Here is a 16135-nt window from a genome sequence, read left to right as displayed (position 1 = left end):
AGCCGGGGCACGTTCGAGCCGGGCGTTCGGGTTGCAAGGATCACTGATCACGGGTGGTCTCCTGGAGGATGCGGGGGATGTGGTCGTCGGAGAGCCCGTGCAGGCGAGCGGTGATCTCCGCCATGACGTGGGCGGGCTCGTGGAAGTGGGGGCTGGACTCCTCGCGGGCGGCGGCCGCGACGACCAGCGGGTTGGGGGATCTCGAGGCTCGCTGTTCCCGCAATGCCTGGCGGGCCAGCTGGTAGGCGGTCGGCGGCACGACGGCGGGACGCGGGAGCAGGTGGACCGGTTCGCGTGATTCGGTCGCCGTCGCCGTGGTGGGCCGCTGATTTCGGGCGCGGCCCGGGGACAGGACGCGGATGTCGCGCACGACCTCGCGGCCGGCGGCCCGGTTGGCCCTGGCGATGAGCTGCGCCATGTTCAGGCGCGTTTGGAAGGCCCAGGCGCCGGAGTCGGCGGCCAGGTCCAGTCGGCCGCTGGTCACCTCGAAGGCCACGGCGGTGACGTGGACGGCCAGGTCCCGGCCGGCGATCGTGGGCCAGGCGTCCAGGACGGATCCGCCGGCGGCCGGTGCCTGCCAGCCGCGGTCGCCCATCAGCGCGCCGAGCGCGGAGCCCAGGCCGATCGGGTCGCGTCCGGTGTGCCGGGTGGCCGGTCGCCGCTTGGGGACCCGCTTGACGCTCTGGTCGGCCCCACGTTCGGCAGCGGCCTTCTTGGCGGCGGCCAGCGCGATGCGGGCCAGGTCGGCCCCACTGGACTCGCTCACGCGTGCCCCCATCGGTCGTGCAGGCGAATCAGGGAGCGGCTGGCGAAATCGGTGGCGCGGTCGACGAGGCGGTTGGTGAACAGCCGCCTCGCGTAGTCCTCGCCGCTATGGGTGATGGTGGCGCGGATCAGGCCGTGGTCCTGTTGCGCGGCCAGGCGCAGGGCAACGACATCGGCCGGGTCGAGCTGGTCGAGGTCGGCCCGGCCGCTCGAATCCAGCACGAGGGCGGGTTCGGCCATCGACGGCTTGGCCCGGTGCATTCCGGTCAGGGCGTTGTTGACCTCGCGGGTGACGGCGCGGCTGGTAGGGGGCGTCCAGGTGGTGTCCCATTCGGTGTGCCGGGACTGCTCGGCGATGCGGGAGTCTCGCCACCAGGTGACGACGTTGTTCCTTTTGTCCGGTGTGTCGTAGAGCAGGTGGGTTCCGCGCAGGCGGTGGGCGAGGAATCCGGAGGGCCGGTGGACGGTGGTGGCCGGGGGGCAGAGCGCCAGGACAGCGACGACCTCGATGGTGCTCCAGCCGGCGTCGGCCAGGTGCCGGACGATCCAGGAGATCCGCTGCGGGTTGGCACGGGCGAGCCACGGGACCTGCTCGATGAGCTCGCGGGAGAGCTGGTGACGGCGTCCGACGGCGTTGAGGGTGCGCGCTCGCGTCCTGGTGGCGGTTTTCGCGGGGTTGGTGGGCTGTCCGCTCTCAGAGGGAAGGAGAGTCAGACCGTCAGTAAAGCGCTGAGTAGAACCACCCACCCTTGGGGTGCAACGGGGGGTGGTTCGGGGCCCGGTGGAAGGGGCGGCGTTGCGGGCCTCGCCGGGGGCGGGGCGGCGCTGGGCGCGGAGCTTGCGGCCGGCCTTGCGGCACAGGGTCCGCATCAGGGGGCGGCCCTCGTCCTCGATGCCGCAGACAATGCGGATGTGGGTCTCGGAGGCGCGGGTGCGCAGGCGTACGGCCTCGTCGTAGGCGGGCGGGATGACCCGGTCGAACTCACTGGCCAGGGACCCGACGTCGGCCACGCGGGTGCCCTTGAAGCGGTACGCGAGCAGGCCGGCCTCGCGCAGGAGGCCCAGGTGGTACTTCACGGTCCTCGCCTTCAGCTTGACGGTGCGTACCAGGTAGGCGATGCCGGGGCGGCAGTCCTTGAGTTCGGCCAGGACCTGGGCGATACGGATGGTCGAGCGGCCCAGGCGGCGCGGGCCGTGGGTGCGCTCTCCGGCCAGTTCGGCGTGGTCGACGGCCCAGTGGACGGCCTGCATCCAGGAGGAGGGGTCCAGTGCGATCCGGCCCTCGGTGGAGCGGGTCCACTGCTGCGGGGCCGGGACTGGGGTGAGCCGGGGCAGGGGGGCGCTGGTCCGGCGGGGGGCGACGCGGGTGCGGGGCACGGAGGGGTTCCAGTTTCGGGTGCGCGAAACAGACCCGCGGGCAGGCGGGCCTGGTGCTGCTGGGGGACGCCGGGCGTCCGGCTCAGTCGAGAAGGCTCATCTGTTCCGGTTCGTCCGGCGCGGGTTCCGGGGCGGGAGAGGGAGGGCGGCAGGGCGCGCCGGTGGGTCGGGCGGGGCTGCGGCCGACGATCTTCGGGGGGCGTGGGTCCGCTGCCTCGTCGGCGACGATCGCGGACAGGCGGCGGACTTCGCGCTTGCTCAGGCGGGTCTGGTGGGCGACCCGGAAGACGGAGTAGCCGGTCGACAGGAGTTGCAGGGCCAGGAGTTCGGCGCGGGCGTGGTCGACCTCGTACACCGGCCACGCCCGGGCCGGTTGGATCGTGACGCTGCGCGAGCCCGGCTCCTCGTCCCGGTCCTGGTCCTCCAGGTCCGGGGCGAAGTCGTGGGCCGGCGCGGGCCGCTGCTGGGTTCGAGGGGTGCGGCCGCGGCCGGTGGCGGGGATCGCCCTGGGCCGTGCGGGCTGGATCCTGACGGTCCTCGGCGCGGTCTCGCTGTCCGGGGTCTGGGCGTTGTGCTCGGGTTCGTCGGCCACTACGCGCCGCCGGTCTGCGCGGTCAGCACGGCCTGGACCACGACGCGCTTGGCGTGGCCGTCGGCGGGCCAGCAGGTGATCAGGGTGAGTTCGGCCCGGGTGGGGGTCTGGTCAGGGTGGCCGGGGACCTGGGCGATCACGTCGACGTCGGTGGGGGCGACGGTGGAGGTGGCGGTGACGGTGTAGGTGTAGGTGATGCGCTGGGCGGTGGTGACCTCGATCAGGGAGCCGGGGGTGATGGCGGTGATGTTGCGGAAGGCCGGGTCGGCCACCCCGGAGCGGTGGCCGGCGATCGCGAAGTTGCCGACCTGGCCGGGCTGCTCGGTGCCGGGGAAGTGGCCGACGCCGGCGGCCAGTTGGGTCACGCCGACGCCTTCGTAGATGGGTTCGGCCCAGTCGGCGCCCAGGGCGGGGACGCGCAGCACCTCGGTGATCGTTCCTGCGGCTCCGCTGGTGCCGGCCTGGGCGGAGGGGGCGGGGTTGCTGGATCGCCAGGTGGTCAGGGCCCGTTGGGCGTCGCCGGGGGCGGCCGTGGTGTGGTCGCTTGCGGTGGTGGTGGGGTTGGCCCCGGTCAGCGGGTCGCCGCTCGTGGTGGCCGTGGGTGCGGCGGTTGCGTTCGTGGTGGGTGCGGCGGTGATGGTCAGCGCTGCGGGGTGGGTGGGCTGCGGGTTCCAGTCGGTGGTCCATGCGGCGTCGGCGCCCAGGGCGAACAGGCTCAGCGCGGCGGCTCCGATGATGATTCGGTTGCGGGTGTGCGGGGGCATCGGGCTTCGAGGCATGACGGTTCCAGGGTTGGTGCAGCCCGCGGCGGGGCGGCAGGACGGCGGCGGGTATGCCGGTGCCGTCCCGCCGAGCCGGTCGCTGTGCGGGTGGGGTGGGTGACGTCGGGGTGCCGGGGTGTCAGGCTCCGGTCTTGGGCAGCGTGGTGATGGTCACCGGGCGGGGCTTGGGGGCGGGCTTGGTGGGGATGCGGACGTCGTGGACGGCCACGGTGACGGTGGCTGCGGCGACCGTGGTGGTCTGGTCGGCGGCGAGCTGGTAGCCGTTGACGGCCTTCAGCTCGTGGACGGTGTAGGTGCCCGGCGGCAGGTCCTCGGTCTCCCAGACGCCGTGGGCGTCGGTGGTGCCGGTCGCAACGACCTTGCCGGTGGAGTCCTTGATCTGGAAGGCGACGCCGGCCAGTGGCTTGCCGGTGTCGGCGGCGGTCTTGACGATCTTGATGGCGCCGGTGAACGGGGAGTCGGTGACGCTCACGGTGGTGACGGTGCCGTCGGTGACGGTGGCGCTGCGGTCCGAGGCGAGCTGGTACCCGACCGGGGCGGCGACCTCGTGCACCGTGTAGGCGCCGGGGGCCAGGCCGTCGGCCTCCCAGACGCCTTGGGCATCGGTGGTCCCGGAGGCGACGGTCTTGCCGGCGGTGTCGCGGACCTGGAAGACGACGCCGGGCAGCGGCTTGCCGGTCTTCGTGTCGGTCTTGAGGACCTTGATGCCGCCCTTGGGGGCGGTGACCGTCAGCTGGGTCTGGGCGGACGCGGTGGAGCTGCCGCCGGCCAGGAGCATGCGCTGCGCGCCGCTGTCGGCGGGCAACGCTGCCCGCAGGGCGACGCCGGGCAGGTCGGGGGCGCTGGCCTTGAGGTCCACGGTGCCGGCCGCGGCGGGCGTCAGCGTGGTCGAGGCGGCGCCCTCGGAGTCGGTGGTCACGCTGGTTGGCGCGGCGGATCCGGCGGTCAGGGTGATCTTTATGCCGGGGACCTTGTGGCCGCTGGCGGACAGGACGTCCAGGGCCACCGTCGTTTTCTGGCCGATCTTGGCGGCGGTCCCGGGGTGGACCTCCAGGGTGTACGGGCCGGCGAACTCCGCGGCCCGGGCCAGGTAGTCCTCGGCCTGGGTCTTGGCCGACGCGGAGACGTTCGGGTAGCTCAGGCGCTGCAGCGCGCGGGTGCCGTTGGGCAGGGCGTAGGTGCTGCCGGGGTTGAGCAGGGTGTAGATCGACGCGTCGACGGCGGCGGCCTGGGCGTCGCTGGAGGTCTGCCCGTAGGTGGACAGGACGTAGGCGGCGCGGGCGACGTTCGCGGCGGGCACCGGTGCGCCGGTGATCTTCGAGACCCAGGTCGAGGTGTCGGCCGGTGCGCTGTAGCCGCCGGATCCGGCGGGGCCGATCAGGTCGGGGTCCGCGCAGTAGGCCAGGCCCGGAAGGCCTGAGATCGACGCTCCGGGCGGGCCGTAGGCGCCGATGTGGGAGGTGTCGGGTCGGCCCTGGGAGTCGGGGATCAGGTAGCCCGGGCCCCACTTGTCGGCCGCGTGGGCGCCCGGGGCGAGGAACAGGCCGGCGGCGAGCGCGGTGGCTGTGGCCAGCACGATTGCGTATCGACGGCGGCGCAGCGGCTGGGCTTGCACAGCCAGGGGTGGCACACTCATTCTCGTCTCCCATGTGTGACATCCCGGAACCGGCCAGGCGGTTTCTCAGGCCTTTGACTGGCCGGTTCCGGCACCCTCCGACAGGTTGACGGAGGGCATTGTGCGGGCAGAGGATCGCCAACCAGCCCACCGACGGTGCATGATGTGCAATGTCGAACAAGATCCTCGGTAAGTCAAAGTATAAAAGATACCTTGGATTATCAAGCTTTTGGGGCTAGCTTGCTCAGCCCAGGCTCGAAATGACCGATCTTCCAGGAGTACCGCCATGCCGCATCGCCACTTCGACCGTCACCTGCTGCGCGCGCGCCGCAGAGCTGCGGACGTGTCTGGCGCCCAGCTGGCCGAGCGGATGCAGGTCGCCACGAACCAGATCTCCAAGTGGGAGACCGGCGCGAGCTTCCCCACGTACGAGAAGTTCCCGGCCATCGCCCGGGCCCTGGGGGCGGACCTGGACGAGCTGTTCCCGCGGACCGGCGCCCCGGACCTCGCGGACCTGCGCTGCGACGCGGAGCTGACCCAGCCTCAGGCAGGCGAGCGGATCGGCACGTCCACCACGCCGATCAACCGTGCCGAGAGGGCGCGCCAGCGCCTCAAGGCCGAGTACGTGCCGGCTCTCGCGGCCGCCTACGGAGTGACCGAGTCGGAGTTGATGGCGGCTCAGGACCGCACGTTCGGCGCCCAGGACTCCGCACCCGCGGAGCCGGTGGCCACGCAGACCTTCGCGGAGCGGATCGCCCAGGCGCTGGCCGCGTCGTTCCCCGACGGCGCGATCCCCGGTGACGTCGAGCTGACCCGGCGCCTCAACCAGGAGGCCGGCCGGGACCTGCTCGCCCCCGGCGTACTGGAGGCGCTGCGCAGCGGGGCGCGAAACGTCGAGGAGGCGTTTCCCGCGCCGGCGGACGCGACGGCCTTCCACGAGGCCCTGGCGCGGGTGCTCGGCGTCTCCCCACTGGTGCTGATGAGCAATCAGACGGTGGCAAGGAATGTGGTCGACGGGATCCGCCAGCTCGCCGACGGGGGCCGTTCGCGCCTGGCCCTGGCCGCGCGCGGCGCCGAGGAGTTCGGTCTGTCCAAGGAGATGCTGGACAAGCTGACCGACTTGATCGCCCAGGCCGAGCGCGAGGGCGGCCCCGAGGCCCGTCGCGGCTGAGGAACGGACGCCACAGCCCCGACGGCCTCGGTGGCAGGGTCGCGCCCTCAGACAGCGCCTCGCCACAGGACCGGGGCGAAGGGGTGGGTCAGCGACGCGTCGACCACCGAGATCGAGTCGGGGCCCACCGGCAGGGGCCGGACGATGTCCTTGATGAGCAGCGCGGCCAGTTCGGCTTCGCGCTCCTCGGCCCGCCGGAAGGTGGTCAGGCTCTGCAGCACCGCTCCCGGGTTGATGGGGGCGGCCAACTCGGTGAGCAGTTCGCCGGGCAGGGGGGTGCGTCGGCTCTCGGCCTCCGCGGTGACGCCGTGTCCGAGCCACTCGTGCGCGAGTTCGTGCAGGATCGTGTGGCGCATCTGGTTCTCGGTGGGCCGGGTCCGGTACAGGATGTAGGTGGTCTCGTCCCAGTGGGCCCGCAGGCCGCAGGCGGTGCGCAGGTCGGTGTGGCGAGGCGGGTCGACCTTGACGAGCTCGATGCGTCGTCCGGACAACTGGCCCATGGCGGCCGCCAGTCCGTCGATGCTGAACGGCACCGGGAACGGCATGCTTTCCAGGCGTCGCTTCAAATGCCGTGTCTCGAACATCCCCCACCTCTTCACGTCGGCCTCTGTGCGCGTGCGGTCGCGGGTTGGCGTCGCGCACGGGGCCGTCTGCGGACGGCCCGCCGGGCGCACTGGCCCGGCGGTCGCGCAGAGGGACCAGCGCGCGGCGGGGGGTGCGGAATCGGCGGGGTTCGTCCAGGTGCTGCCGTCGCTGGACACAGCACTCACGCCAGCGGCCTGAAATACGACCTGATCCCCCGTCACGTACCTTTTGCACCCCGCCCGCTGGTGCCGGACGTGTACGCCCGGCGATAGCTACCGGCCAGTCAGTGACCGGCTCGTTAAGATCGTGCAGAGCCAGCCGGTAGCTTGTCAACCCTAATAGATGCTTGACTGATATTCATGATCACCGTCTAGTAGGGTAGATTCCAATGCGCGATGTCCGGACGGCTCAAGGAGTGATGCAGGTAGATGGGTGAGGAGAACGCGCCCGCACTCCGCGGGCCCATAGCCAGGGTGATCGCCATCCAACTGGCCAAGCTCATGGCGGACGGCCACCCGGACGGCACCGGCCCGAAGGACTACCACGCCGTCGCCCGGGCCAGCGCCGACTACGCCAAGCAGCACGGCGGGCCGACGATCAGCCACCAGGCCGTGCACAACCTGCGCCGGGAACAGAACGGGAATCCCGGGATCAATGGCCTGGAAGCGCTCGCGAACGTCTACAACGTCCAGGTCAAATACTTCCTGGAGGAGGGCAGCCCTCCCGACCCTGCCGTCGACCCTGCCAACACCGAGCTTCCGCCCGACACGGCTGCGCCCAACCCTGAGGCCGTGCTGGGACGACTGCACTACCTCCTGGTCGACATCCTGCCGAAACCCGACATCGCGGACACCGATCCGGGTGCCGGGGACTCGGCAGCGACTGGGCAGAGCCTGGAGACGGACGAAGGCCTCGCCGCGGCCGCCGGCGCGATGGGCACTCGCATCGGCGCCGCCGATATCGCCGCCCTTCGCGCCGGCCAGTGGAACGAGCCCCTGCGCGAACCCCTGCGGGCCCTCGCGGAGAAGGTCGGCGTCCCGGCCGACTACTTCCTCGACGACGCGGTCGCCGCAGAGACGGACAGGGACCTGGCGACCCTCACCAACCTGAGGCGGATGGGAGCGCGCACCGTGGCCATGCGCCGCGTGGCCGAGCTCACAGACGACTCCTTCGACGCCCTGCGCCCGATCCTGGAACACCTCAGCCGTGACAGCAAGAGGCACCGGATGTAGATCACGCCACGGACGGCGGACCGCCTCCCCGACGTCCACCAGCTACAACGCCTCTTATAGGCTCCTGCTCCGCGGGAGTCGCCAGCTCACGGGGGCTCACGTGAAGTTTGTTCAATGGCAGTGGACTGCCGGATTTGGGGAATCGGAGTTGGACGCCAAGGAGTTGCACCGCCACTGCACCCAAGTGGTCGACGAGATCGTCCTCCCGGTCCCGTTCGACGTCAACGCCCTGGTCGACCTCTTCGAGGAGGAGCGCGACCGGCCGATCTCCCTGATGCCGATGCCCGGGGGGTTCCGCGCCGGAAGCCCCTGCGGCCTGTGGGTGGCAACCGACGACTGCGACTACATCCTGTACGGCGGCACGCGCAAAGCCCACCAAGTGCACATCATCCTGCACGAACTGGCCCACATGCGGCTCGGGCACAAGTCCAGCCCCGCGGACCAGGACGAACTCGCGCAGTTGCTGATGCCCACGCTGAACCCCGCCCTGGTGCGCAGCGTCCTTGGCCGCACCGCCTACACGACTCAGGAGGAACGGGCCGCCGAGCTCGTCGCCACCATGCTGACCGTGCGGGCAGGCCGTGTCATCGCACCCGTGCCGCGCGCCGACGTCGACCCGGGGATGGCCAACCTCGTCCAGCACTTGGGCGCCGCCCTGGAGCGCAACGCGAACCGAAAGAACTAGCCGTGCTTCTGCTCACCGTCGTCTACGGAATCCTTTCCGTCATCACCTGGTCCGCGTTCTTCTACAAGGTCCGCGATCTGTTCGACAACTGGAAGAACACCGAGCTGCAGCTCCTGTGCCTGGCGATCGCGACGTTCGCCGCGCCGTTCGTGCTCGCCTCCCCGCACGTCTACATCCTGATCGACCGCATCCTCGGCGTGGCGAACATCGCAAGTCTGATCATCTACATCTGCGTGGCGATCTGCCTCACCAGCTTCGTCGCCCTGCTGGTCAGCTGGGCCACCGCCGCGGACAAGGTCCGGCTTCGCCATCGCCTGCTGGTGGCCTACTCGGTTGCCACCCTGGTGGTCATGACCGTCTTCTTCTTCCTGGGCAACGTGGACGGTCCCGAGCACCCGCTCGACTTCGACGTGCACTTCGAGGCCGTCGCCTACATCTCGATCTTCCTGCTCAGCTACCAGTTGCTGTTCACCCTGAGCATGGGGATGCTCGTCGTGCTGTGCCGGCGCTACGCCAGGGCCGTGGACCGTCCCTGGCTTCGGCGCGGTCTGCGGGTGGTTACGGCCGGTGCCGTCTTCGGGCTGGGTTACTCGGTCCCCAAGGTCGTCAACATGGTGTGGGACCTGGTCGGGCACTCGCCGCTGCACTACGTCAGCAGCATCGTCGCCCCGATGAGCGCCAGCGTGGCCGCCGCGCTGTTCGCGGTCGGGTTCACGATGCCCGCCTGGGGCGCCGGCGTGACGCAGGTGCGCGAACTCGCCGCCGACTACCGCCTCTACCGGCAACTGTATCCACTGTGGCTCGACGTCACCCAGGCGTTCCCGATTACCGTGTTCTACACCTCGACCCCACGCACCTCCCACTGGTCGCTGCGCACCATCCACCGACTGGTCGGTCCTCTGGTCATCGAGGTCCGCGACGGCGCCCTGGCCCTGCGCCGCAAGGACGATCCCGAGGTCGAGCACACCATCGAGGGCATCGAGCTCCTGCTGGCCAGGCAGTTCGCCGAGCTCCGCGACGCCGAGATGCAGATGACGCCCTACCGCACCCCGGAGCTCGAGCAGGACCTGCGCGAACGGGTCGCGGCGCACGGCCTGGACGGGGACGCCGCCGAAGTGGTCATGACCGCCGCGCAGATTGCCTCAGCGCTTCTGGCCCATGCCCAGGACGGCGAACATCCCTTCACCGAGGAGGAGGACGCGCCCAGCGATGGCGACGACGGCACCTACAAGGCGGACCTGGTCCGGCTGGCCAAGGTCGCCGACGCGTACGCCACCTCCCCCCTCGTCGCCGAGATTCGGGCCCGGTCAACGCCGGGAAGCGCACCGGTGGCCGCGTGAGCGACCCGGACCGCGAGCGACCCTCCCTCCTTGGGGCGGCGCTCCTCGCAGACCCGCACGCCGAATACCGCCGACTGCGCCACGAGGCGCCGGTGACGCTCACCACCACCCCCGACGGAGCACCCGTCTGGCTGGTGACCCGGTACGCGGACGTACGGGCCGCCCTGGCCGACCCCCGGCTGTCGCTCGACAAGCGCAACGCGGCCGGCGGCGGCGACCACGGCGCGTCCATGCCTCCCGAACTCGACGCCCACCTGCTCAACCTGGACCCGCCGGACCACACCCGGCTGCGCCGTTTGGTTGCCCAGGTGTTCACCCCACGAGCCATCGAGAGCCTACGGCCGCTGGTCCAGCGGCACACCGACATACTCCTCGACCAGTTCACCGGCACTAGCGCGGACCTGGTTGAGGACCTGGCGGCGCCGCTGGCGCTCGCGGTGATCTGCGACGTGCTGGGCATCGACCCGGATCAGCGCACCGACTTCCGGCGGTGGACCGACACGCTGAGCTCACCCGCCGCCGATGCGGCGCTGACGTCCCGCCACGCGCTGGGCAGTATGCACCGCTTCCTCGTCGCCTTGATCGCGGCCAAGCGGGCCGAGCCCGCTGACGACCTGCTGTCGCGGATGGTCGAGGCCCGCGACAACCAGGACCGGCTCAGCGAGCCGGAACTGGTGGCCATGGCCTTCCTGCTGCTCTTCGCCGGCTACGACAACGCTGCCAACCTGCTCGGCACGACCGTCCTCGCTCTGCTCACGCACCCGCGCCAGCTGGCAGCCCTGGCCGCCGGCAGCCTGCCGGTGGACCAGGTGATCGAGGAGACCCTGCGGTGGAATACCCCCTCGATGCTCGCCTCGCGCCGGTTCGCCCGCGAGGGCTGCGAAATCGGAGGGGAGCGAATCCCTGCCGGTGACCGCGTGTGGCTCTCGCTGGCCTCGGCTAACCGCGATCCCGAGCAGTTCACCGGCCCGCAGGACTTTCGCGCCGACCGAGCACAGGGCGGGCACCTGAGCTTCGGCCACGGCCTGCACTACTGCCTGGGCGCCGCCCTGGCCCGCATGCAGGCCGCCGTCGCGGTGACCACCCTGGTTCGCCGCTTCCCGGCCCTGGGCCTGGCCTGCCGGCCGGCCGACCTCGCCTGGGACGCCTCGTTCCGCAACCGCGGCCTGCGGGTACTTCCCATCACCTGGTAGCAGGCCTCGGCCGCCCCGCCCCCGCCGGCCCGGTCCGTCAGGCCGCCTGCCGACTCTCGTCGAGCAGAGCTCGTCCGTCCTGCTCGGTCAGCGTGACGAACACGCGCTCGACACGGCGAAGCCAGGCCGCCTCGGCCACACTGTCGGCAATCGGCTTCGTCGGCAGCGGCTGGGATGCGCAGTTGTGCCGGTCGTGCTCGGCCACCGCGACCAGGGCCGCGTTGATCCAGGCCGCCTCGGCGGCCGCCGGCGGATCCTCGTGCTCGGCGGACGCCTCCTCAGCCGCGTCCAGGAGGTACTTCGGGGCGTAATGACGCAGCTGTTCGCAGATGTCGCCGACCTCCTGGGTCATCCGGTCCAGCCGTGCGGTGACCGTGGGGGTGGCCCGCGTCAGTTCGCGGACCAGCGTGCCGGGCGGATCGGCCGTGACACCGGGGACCGCGCGGGTCAGGCCAGCCCACAGCGGGTAGATGTCGCGGATGGTGCGCCAGGCGGCCACTCTGGCGACGGCCTCGCCCGCGGGCGGGATCGCGGCACCGGCCGCGAACAGCAGGAACAGGGCGAGCTGCAGGTACTCCGTGCCGGTCGCGATCGCATGGTTGGCGGCGGGGGTGTACGGGTGTTCCGCGGCGGTCCACAGCCACACCAGCCGGCTCGCGCTGTAGGCGACACCCAGGACCATGGCGGCCGTCATCAAGCCCAGCCCTGCCTTGAGGGTTCTGGTGTCTGCGCGCTTGAGCAGACTGCCCCACTGGTAGGTGCACACCGCGTTGGTCGCCGTGGCGAAGAGGTAGAACACGGACAGGTAGGCGGTAGCGCCGAGGTCGCCGGCGTGGGAGGCGACGAAGTCCGCGTGGGTGCGGTCTCGGGTGACGACGGTGAAGAACAGGCCGGTCATGACCAGCGCGACGGCGGCCGCGGTCCAGGGTGCGTAGCGCACCATCCAGCGGGACACCGCGACGTGCGCCGATGCCCGCGCGCCCCGGTAGGTGCCGGAGCTGGTGGCCATGTACACGGCCAGCGCGAGCAGCGATCCGACGGAGACGTAGGCCTTCAGGAGCGCTGATCCCTCGACCACGGGCGCATGGTCGAGCACGTGGATCAGGTGCGGAGTCTGCAACCACAGGGTGCCCGCGAATCCGACGTAGCAGCCCCACAGTGCCCGGTGGCGCAGATCCGCGCGGCGCGCCGCCGGCAGGCGCCACAGGGCGGCGGCCGTCATCGCCGCCGCGAGGCCATCGACGAGTTCTTCGAGCACTGGGGGTCTCCTCGGTCGTTGTGCGGATGGCTTGCTGCGCGCAGGTCCGCTGCCTCGGCGGTGGCAGCTGGCCGAAGGTGCCTCGGGCCCGCGGTACGGATCGTTGCCGTCCCGTCCCCGCCCATGGGGTGGAGGCCCGGAGCAGGGCGTGCGTGCTCAGTGCATGGGCGGTCTACACCAGCCACAGCAGGGCGGTGGCCAGGCCCATGGCGGTGCCGGCCAGGGTCTGGGCGGTGGTGTGAAAGGCCAGGACAACCCGGGTCCAGCAGACCAGCGCCACCGCGGCGTAGGCCGCCGCCCACCAGGGCGAGCCGACGACCGTCAGCATGGTGACGACGGCCGAGGCGACGGCGGCGTCCACGCTGATCTTCCACCGGCCGGCGTCATTGACCGCGAGCAGGCCGACCGTCATGGCCCACAGCGCGATCATGGAGCGCAGGATGTCGGTCGGCGCGCCGGCCAGGACCATGAGCGCTGCGGCGACGGCGATCGAGCCGAGGATCACCAGGAAGATCGGGCGCCGCTTGGCCCGGTCGACCACGTGCCGGTCGCCCCACGTTCCGCGCTTGCGCTCGCGCTCGATGTAGGCGGCCGGGACCACTCCGGCGAACACCGCGGCGAACAGTCCCCAGCCGGCACCGGCCAGGGACCCGGTGGCGGCCACGCCCACTGCGGTGAGCCCCGCGAGCAGGACGTTCTTGGGCTGCAAGAGGTCGGTGATCCGATGCGCCCAGCGCTGCCGACCGGTCGTGGCTGCTGCCGGGACGCTCACGCGGCCAACTCCTTGGCCTCGTCCAGCAGCCGGCGCCCGTCCTGGGCGGTCAGTCCGGTGTAGGAGCGATGCACGCGCTGGAGCCAGGCCGCCTCGCCGACGGGGTCCGTGATCGGCTTGGCCGGCAGAGCCTCGCCCGGCTGCTCGCGGAACGGCTCACCGCTGCCCTTGGCCACCAGCGTCGCGTTGATCCACGCTGCCTCTGCAGCCGCCGGGGCGTCCTCCAGGTCGGCGGTCGCCTCCTCGGCGGCGTCCAGCAGGTTTTCCGGTGCCCAGTGGCGCAGTTGGTCGACGGCGTCGCCGATCTGCTGGACCATGCCGTCGACCCGGGTCGCCAGCGGAGGGGACAGGCGGGTCAGTTCGCGCAGAAGGGGAGCCGGCGGCGCGGCAGCGGCGGCCGGGACGGCGGTCAGCAGGGTGGACCACAGGGGATGCAGGTCACGGATGGTGCGCCAGGCCGTGGTGCGGGTCCCGACGGCGCTGGCCGTGGGGATCGACGCGCCAGCCGCGAACAAGAAGAACAGGGCAATCTGCAGGTATTCGGTGTCATCGCCCAGTTGCGTGTTCAGCGTCGCGCTGATCGGATGCGCAATCGCGACCCACATCCAGGTGACCCGGGTGACGACGTACGCGACACCGAGCACCATCGCGGCCGACATCAGTATCAGGCCGACTTTCAGGGACGTGCGTTCGGCTCGCTTGATCGCGCTGCTCCACTGGTAGCAGCAGACCGCGCTCGCCGCGCCCAAGTAGACGTAGAAGACGGACATGTAGGTCGTCGCCCCCCATTGTCCGGCGTGCTCGGCGACGAAGTCCGTGGTGGGGTGGGCCCGGTCCACGACGGTGAAGAACAGGACGGTCAGCAGGACCAAGGCGCCGATCGAACTCTGGTAGACGAGCTTCTGGATCCACCGGGACACCTGGACGTGCCTGGGCACCTCGTCGCCTTCGTGCCGGCCGTAGGAGGCGGCCACGTAGGTCAGGATGGAAACGATGGCGCCGACGGACACATAGTGCTTGAGCAGGATCGAGCCGTCGACGACCGGACCGTGGTTGAGGTGGTAGACCACCCAGGGGGTTTTCAACCACAAGGCGGCCGCGAATCCGGCATAACATCCCCAAAGGGCGCGCCGGATGGGGTCCTTGTCCAGGACGGCAGGGAACCGCCAGATGGCGACGCCCGTCATGGTGGCCGCGACCGCGTAGGCCATGAGATGGAGCACTAGATTCCCCTAGGGTTGTTCTTGGTTCTGCGCCGGGCCACGGGGTGGGCCAGCGTGGTCTCCAGGAGGCTGACCATGTCGTCCCCCACCTCCTGGGTGCGGATCATGTCCTTCAGCAGCAGGGCGGACAGCTCGGCTACCTGCTCCTCCGGGTCCTCGTAACGGGCACGGGCCTGGACGAGGGCTCCGGTGGCCAGCGCGTCGACCTCGTGGAGGAGTTCGGGCGGGAGCAGCTCGCGCATCTCCTCGCGGGTCAAGGTGGTGCCGTGGTCGAACCACTCGTGGACCAGCTCGTGGAGTTGGGTGTGGAGCGTCTGGTTCGGGGTGGGGCGGGGGCGGTAGAGGATGTAGGTGGTCTCGCCGAGACGTGCGCGCAGTCCGCACGCGGTCCGCAGGTCGGTGTTGCGGTTCCCCAGCTCCACCAGTTCGATGTGTCGGCCCGACTGCTGGGACATGTTGGCGATCAGGCCCTCGATGGTGAACGGCACAGGCAGCGGCATGAGCTCCAGGCTCCGCTTCAGGCGCCGCGTGGCCAGCATCCCCATCTCCCCGTCCCCCTCTTGGATCGCGCCCCTCCCTCGCCATGAGGGCCGAAGGAAGAGCTATAACACATCAGTCCGAACACTCGTTCGATCACGCAAAGTTGAGCATGGCCCTGTCAATGCATGACATGTTGGCGTCGCGGTGCCGCGTGGCCCGCAGGGCACCTCCCAGGAGCGGAACGGTCCGCTCCGGCCGAGGGAAGGGCTATACCTATCAAGTGGAGCGCCATCCCGTCGAGGGAAATAACGACGGTTCCCACCCGCTGGACTGCATTCATGAATCATGAATGCGCTTTTGGCGTGCGCACCACAGGACGTCGTTGTCCACCGGCTCCGCAACCCGCCTCCGCCACTCAAGGCGGAGAGTAGCAGCAGCTCATGGGAGGTTCGGCAGCACCCCGGCCACAGTGGCTGGCAATTCCCTGGGAACGGGGAGCGTTAGGTGCGGAGCGCAGTTCGGAGAAGGTTGTGAGCATTTCTTCCATTGGGTTCGAGTCAATGAAGGAAACGGCCCTTACTTGAATTTCCCTTTTGCGTTCCCGTCCCTCGCGACCGCGCGGAAGGCTCCACCGTGCCGGCTCTGTGAACCCCCGCCGCCCCCAGAGCCGGCCTTCAGCGCGACCGCGCGAACTCCCGCTCCCGGCACTGCCGGTCACGGGTCGGCGGTCAGTTCCAGATGGTGTCCATGGGCTGGACGGTCGGCGGGGGGACGGGCACCTGGACCGTCACCGAGCTGTCGGCGCGCGGGTGGGGCTCGGAGGCAGCGCCGGTGAGGGCGAGTACCGCGGAGGCGGCGACGGCCGCGGCGGAGATGAGGAGGGCGCATCGGCGCATCACGGACAAGGTTAAAGCTCCTTACATGGGTGACCTGTCCAGACAAGAAACGGAAGGGCCCGCTCCATGCCGGAGCCGTGGCGGTCTAAGGTGTGGCGATCGAGGTGTCGGCGTACTCCGCCGACCTGCCCCGTTCACCGGTCTCACCCCGCCCGGCTAGGTACACCCT

At 70.7% G+C, this 16135-nt stretch carries 16 protein-coding genes; 5 read left to right on the top strand and 11 right to left on the bottom strand.

What is annotated here, in order from left to right; all coding sequences use genetic code 11:
• Positions 1 to 40 precede the first annotated feature (40 nt).
• From ABH941_RS29090 to ABH941_RS29070, 5 genes are all read right to left on the bottom strand, one after another.
• The gene (locus tag ABH941_RS29090) at positions 41 to 766 is read right to left on the bottom strand and encodes a DciA family protein (RefSeq protein ID WP_370132536.1); all 726 of its coding nucleotides are present in this window, start codon (positions 764 to 766) and stop codon (positions 41 to 43) included.
• Entirely contained in the window at positions 763 to 2142 is a 1380-nt protein-coding gene (locus tag ABH941_RS29085; protein WP_370132535.1) for a transcriptional regulator, read from the bottom strand. Before ABH941_RS29085 ends, ABH941_RS29090 begins: the two co-directional genes overlap by 4 nt.
• 82 nt (positions 2143 to 2224) lie before the next feature.
• A complete protein-coding gene (locus ABH941_RS29080) occupies positions 2225 to 2734 on the bottom strand; it encodes a hypothetical protein (protein WP_370132534.1) in 510 nt (169 codons plus the stop codon).
• Positions 2734 to 3513: a sortase gene (locus ABH941_RS29075; RefSeq protein WP_370132533.1), complete on the bottom strand. Its 780-nt coding sequence runs from the start codon at positions 3511 to 3513 to the stop codon at positions 2734 to 2736. Before ABH941_RS29075 ends, ABH941_RS29080 begins: the two co-directional genes overlap by 1 nt.
• Before the next feature lie 121 nt (positions 3514 to 3634).
• Positions 3635 to 5152 (bottom strand): collagen binding domain-containing protein, encoded by a 1518-nt coding sequence (locus ABH941_RS29070; RefSeq protein WP_370132532.1) that lies wholly within the window; start codon positions 5150 to 5152, stop codon positions 3635 to 3637.
• Positions 5153 to 5417: 265 nt separating this feature from the next.
• Here ABH941_RS29070 and ABH941_RS29065 point away from each other — a divergent pair, with 265 nt between their 5' ends.
• A complete protein-coding gene (locus ABH941_RS29065) occupies positions 5418 to 6302 on the top strand; it encodes a helix-turn-helix domain-containing protein (protein WP_370132531.1) in 885 nt (294 codons plus the stop codon).
• 47 nt (positions 6303 to 6349) lie between these two features.
• On the opposite strand, the gene ABH941_RS29060 is transcribed toward ABH941_RS29065, so the two are convergent.
• Positions 6350 to 6847 (bottom strand): ImmA/IrrE family metallo-endopeptidase, encoded by a 498-nt coding sequence (locus ABH941_RS29060; RefSeq protein ID WP_370132530.1) that lies wholly within the window; start codon positions 6845 to 6847, stop codon positions 6350 to 6352.
• A 468-nt stretch (positions 6848 to 7315) separates the two neighbouring features.
• Here ABH941_RS29060 and ABH941_RS29055 point away from each other — a divergent pair, with 468 nt between their 5' ends.
• The 4 genes from ABH941_RS29055 (at position 7316) to ABH941_RS29040 (ending at position 11337) form a co-directional block, all read left to right on the top strand.
• Positions 7316 to 8119 (top strand): hypothetical protein, encoded by an 804-nt coding sequence (locus ABH941_RS29055; protein WP_370132529.1) that lies wholly within the window; start codon positions 7316 to 7318, stop codon positions 8117 to 8119.
• A gap of 148 nt (positions 8120 to 8267) precedes the next feature.
• Positions 8268 to 8804, top strand: coding sequence for a hypothetical protein (locus ABH941_RS29050; RefSeq protein ID WP_370132528.1), 537 nt, complete (start codon positions 8268 to 8270; stop codon positions 8802 to 8804).
• A 2-nt stretch (positions 8805 to 8806) separates the two neighbouring features.
• The gene (locus ABH941_RS29045) at positions 8807 to 10144 is read left to right on the top strand and encodes an MAB_1171c family putative transporter (RefSeq protein ID WP_370132527.1); all 1338 of its coding nucleotides are present in this window, start codon (positions 8807 to 8809) and stop codon (positions 10142 to 10144) included.
• The gene (locus tag ABH941_RS29040; protein WP_370132526.1) at positions 10141 to 11337 is read left to right on the top strand and encodes a cytochrome P450; all 1197 of its coding nucleotides are present in this window, start codon (positions 10141 to 10143) and stop codon (positions 11335 to 11337) included. The genes ABH941_RS29045 and ABH941_RS29040 overlap by 4 nt, the downstream gene beginning before the upstream one ends.
• A 37-nt stretch (positions 11338 to 11374) precedes the next feature.
• Here ABH941_RS29040 and ABH941_RS29035 read toward each other — a convergent pair whose 3' ends face one another.
• The 5 genes from ABH941_RS29035 to ABH941_RS29015 form a co-directional block, all read right to left on the bottom strand.
• Positions 11375 to 12595 carry an MAB_1171c family putative transporter gene (locus ABH941_RS29035; protein WP_370132525.1) on the bottom strand — a complete coding sequence of 407 codons (1221 nt, stop codon included), beginning with the start codon at positions 12593 to 12595 and terminating at the stop codon, positions 11375 to 11377.
• A gap of 172 nt (positions 12596 to 12767) precedes the next feature.
• Positions 12768 to 13367 (bottom strand): hypothetical protein, encoded by a 600-nt coding sequence (locus ABH941_RS29030; protein WP_370132524.1) that lies wholly within the window; start codon positions 13365 to 13367, stop codon positions 12768 to 12770.
• Positions 13364 to 14590 carry an MAB_1171c family putative transporter gene (locus ABH941_RS29025; protein ID WP_370132523.1) on the bottom strand — a complete coding sequence of 409 codons (1227 nt, stop codon included), beginning with the start codon at positions 14588 to 14590 and terminating at the stop codon, positions 13364 to 13366. The genes ABH941_RS29030 and ABH941_RS29025 overlap by 4 nt, the downstream gene beginning before the upstream one ends.
• Positions 14590 to 15129 carry a hypothetical protein gene (locus ABH941_RS29020; RefSeq protein ID WP_370132522.1) on the bottom strand — a complete coding sequence of 180 codons (540 nt, stop codon included), beginning with the start codon at positions 15127 to 15129 and terminating at the stop codon, positions 14590 to 14592. The genes ABH941_RS29025 and ABH941_RS29020 overlap by 1 nt, the downstream gene beginning before the upstream one ends.
• A gap of 669 nt (positions 15130 to 15798) precedes the next feature.
• A complete protein-coding gene (locus ABH941_RS29015; protein ID WP_370132521.1) occupies positions 15799 to 15975 on the bottom strand; it encodes a hypothetical protein in 177 nt (58 codons plus the stop codon).
• Between the last annotated feature and the right edge of the window lie 160 nt (positions 15976 to 16135).

The sequence above is a fragment of the Streptacidiphilus sp. EB103A genome, from assembly GCF_041261405.1.
Taxonomy (GTDB): domain Bacteria; phylum Actinomycetota; class Actinomycetes; order Streptomycetales; family Streptomycetaceae; genus Streptacidiphilus.
Note: the sequence above shows the minus strand (reverse complement) of the source record. Positions and strands in the feature narration are given on the sequence as shown.

Bases quoted from the DNA above. Each gene is read 5' to 3' on its own strand.
- ABH941_RS29075 (WP_370132533.1), bottom strand. From the start codon at position 3,513: ATGCCTCGAAGCCCGATGCCCCCGCACACCCGCAACCGAATCATCATC.
- ABH941_RS29070 (WP_370132532.1), bottom strand. From the start codon at position 5,152: ATGAGTGTGCCACCCCTGGCTGTGCAAGCCCAGCCGCTGCGCCGCCGT.
- ABH941_RS29065 (WP_370132531.1), top strand. From the start codon at position 5,418: ATGCCGCATCGCCACTTCGACCGTCACCTGCTGCGCGCGCGCCGCAGA.
- ABH941_RS29060 (WP_370132530.1), bottom strand. From the start codon at position 6,847: ATGCCGTTCCCGGTGCCGTTCAGCATCGACGGACTGGCGGCCGCCATG.
- ABH941_RS29055 (WP_370132529.1), top strand. From the start codon at position 7,316: ATGGGTGAGGAGAACGCGCCCGCACTCCGCGGGCCCATAGCCAGGGTG.
- ABH941_RS29020 (WP_370132522.1), bottom strand. From the start codon at position 15,129: ATGCTGGCCACGCGGCGCCTGAAGCGGAGCCTGGAGCTCATGCCGCTG.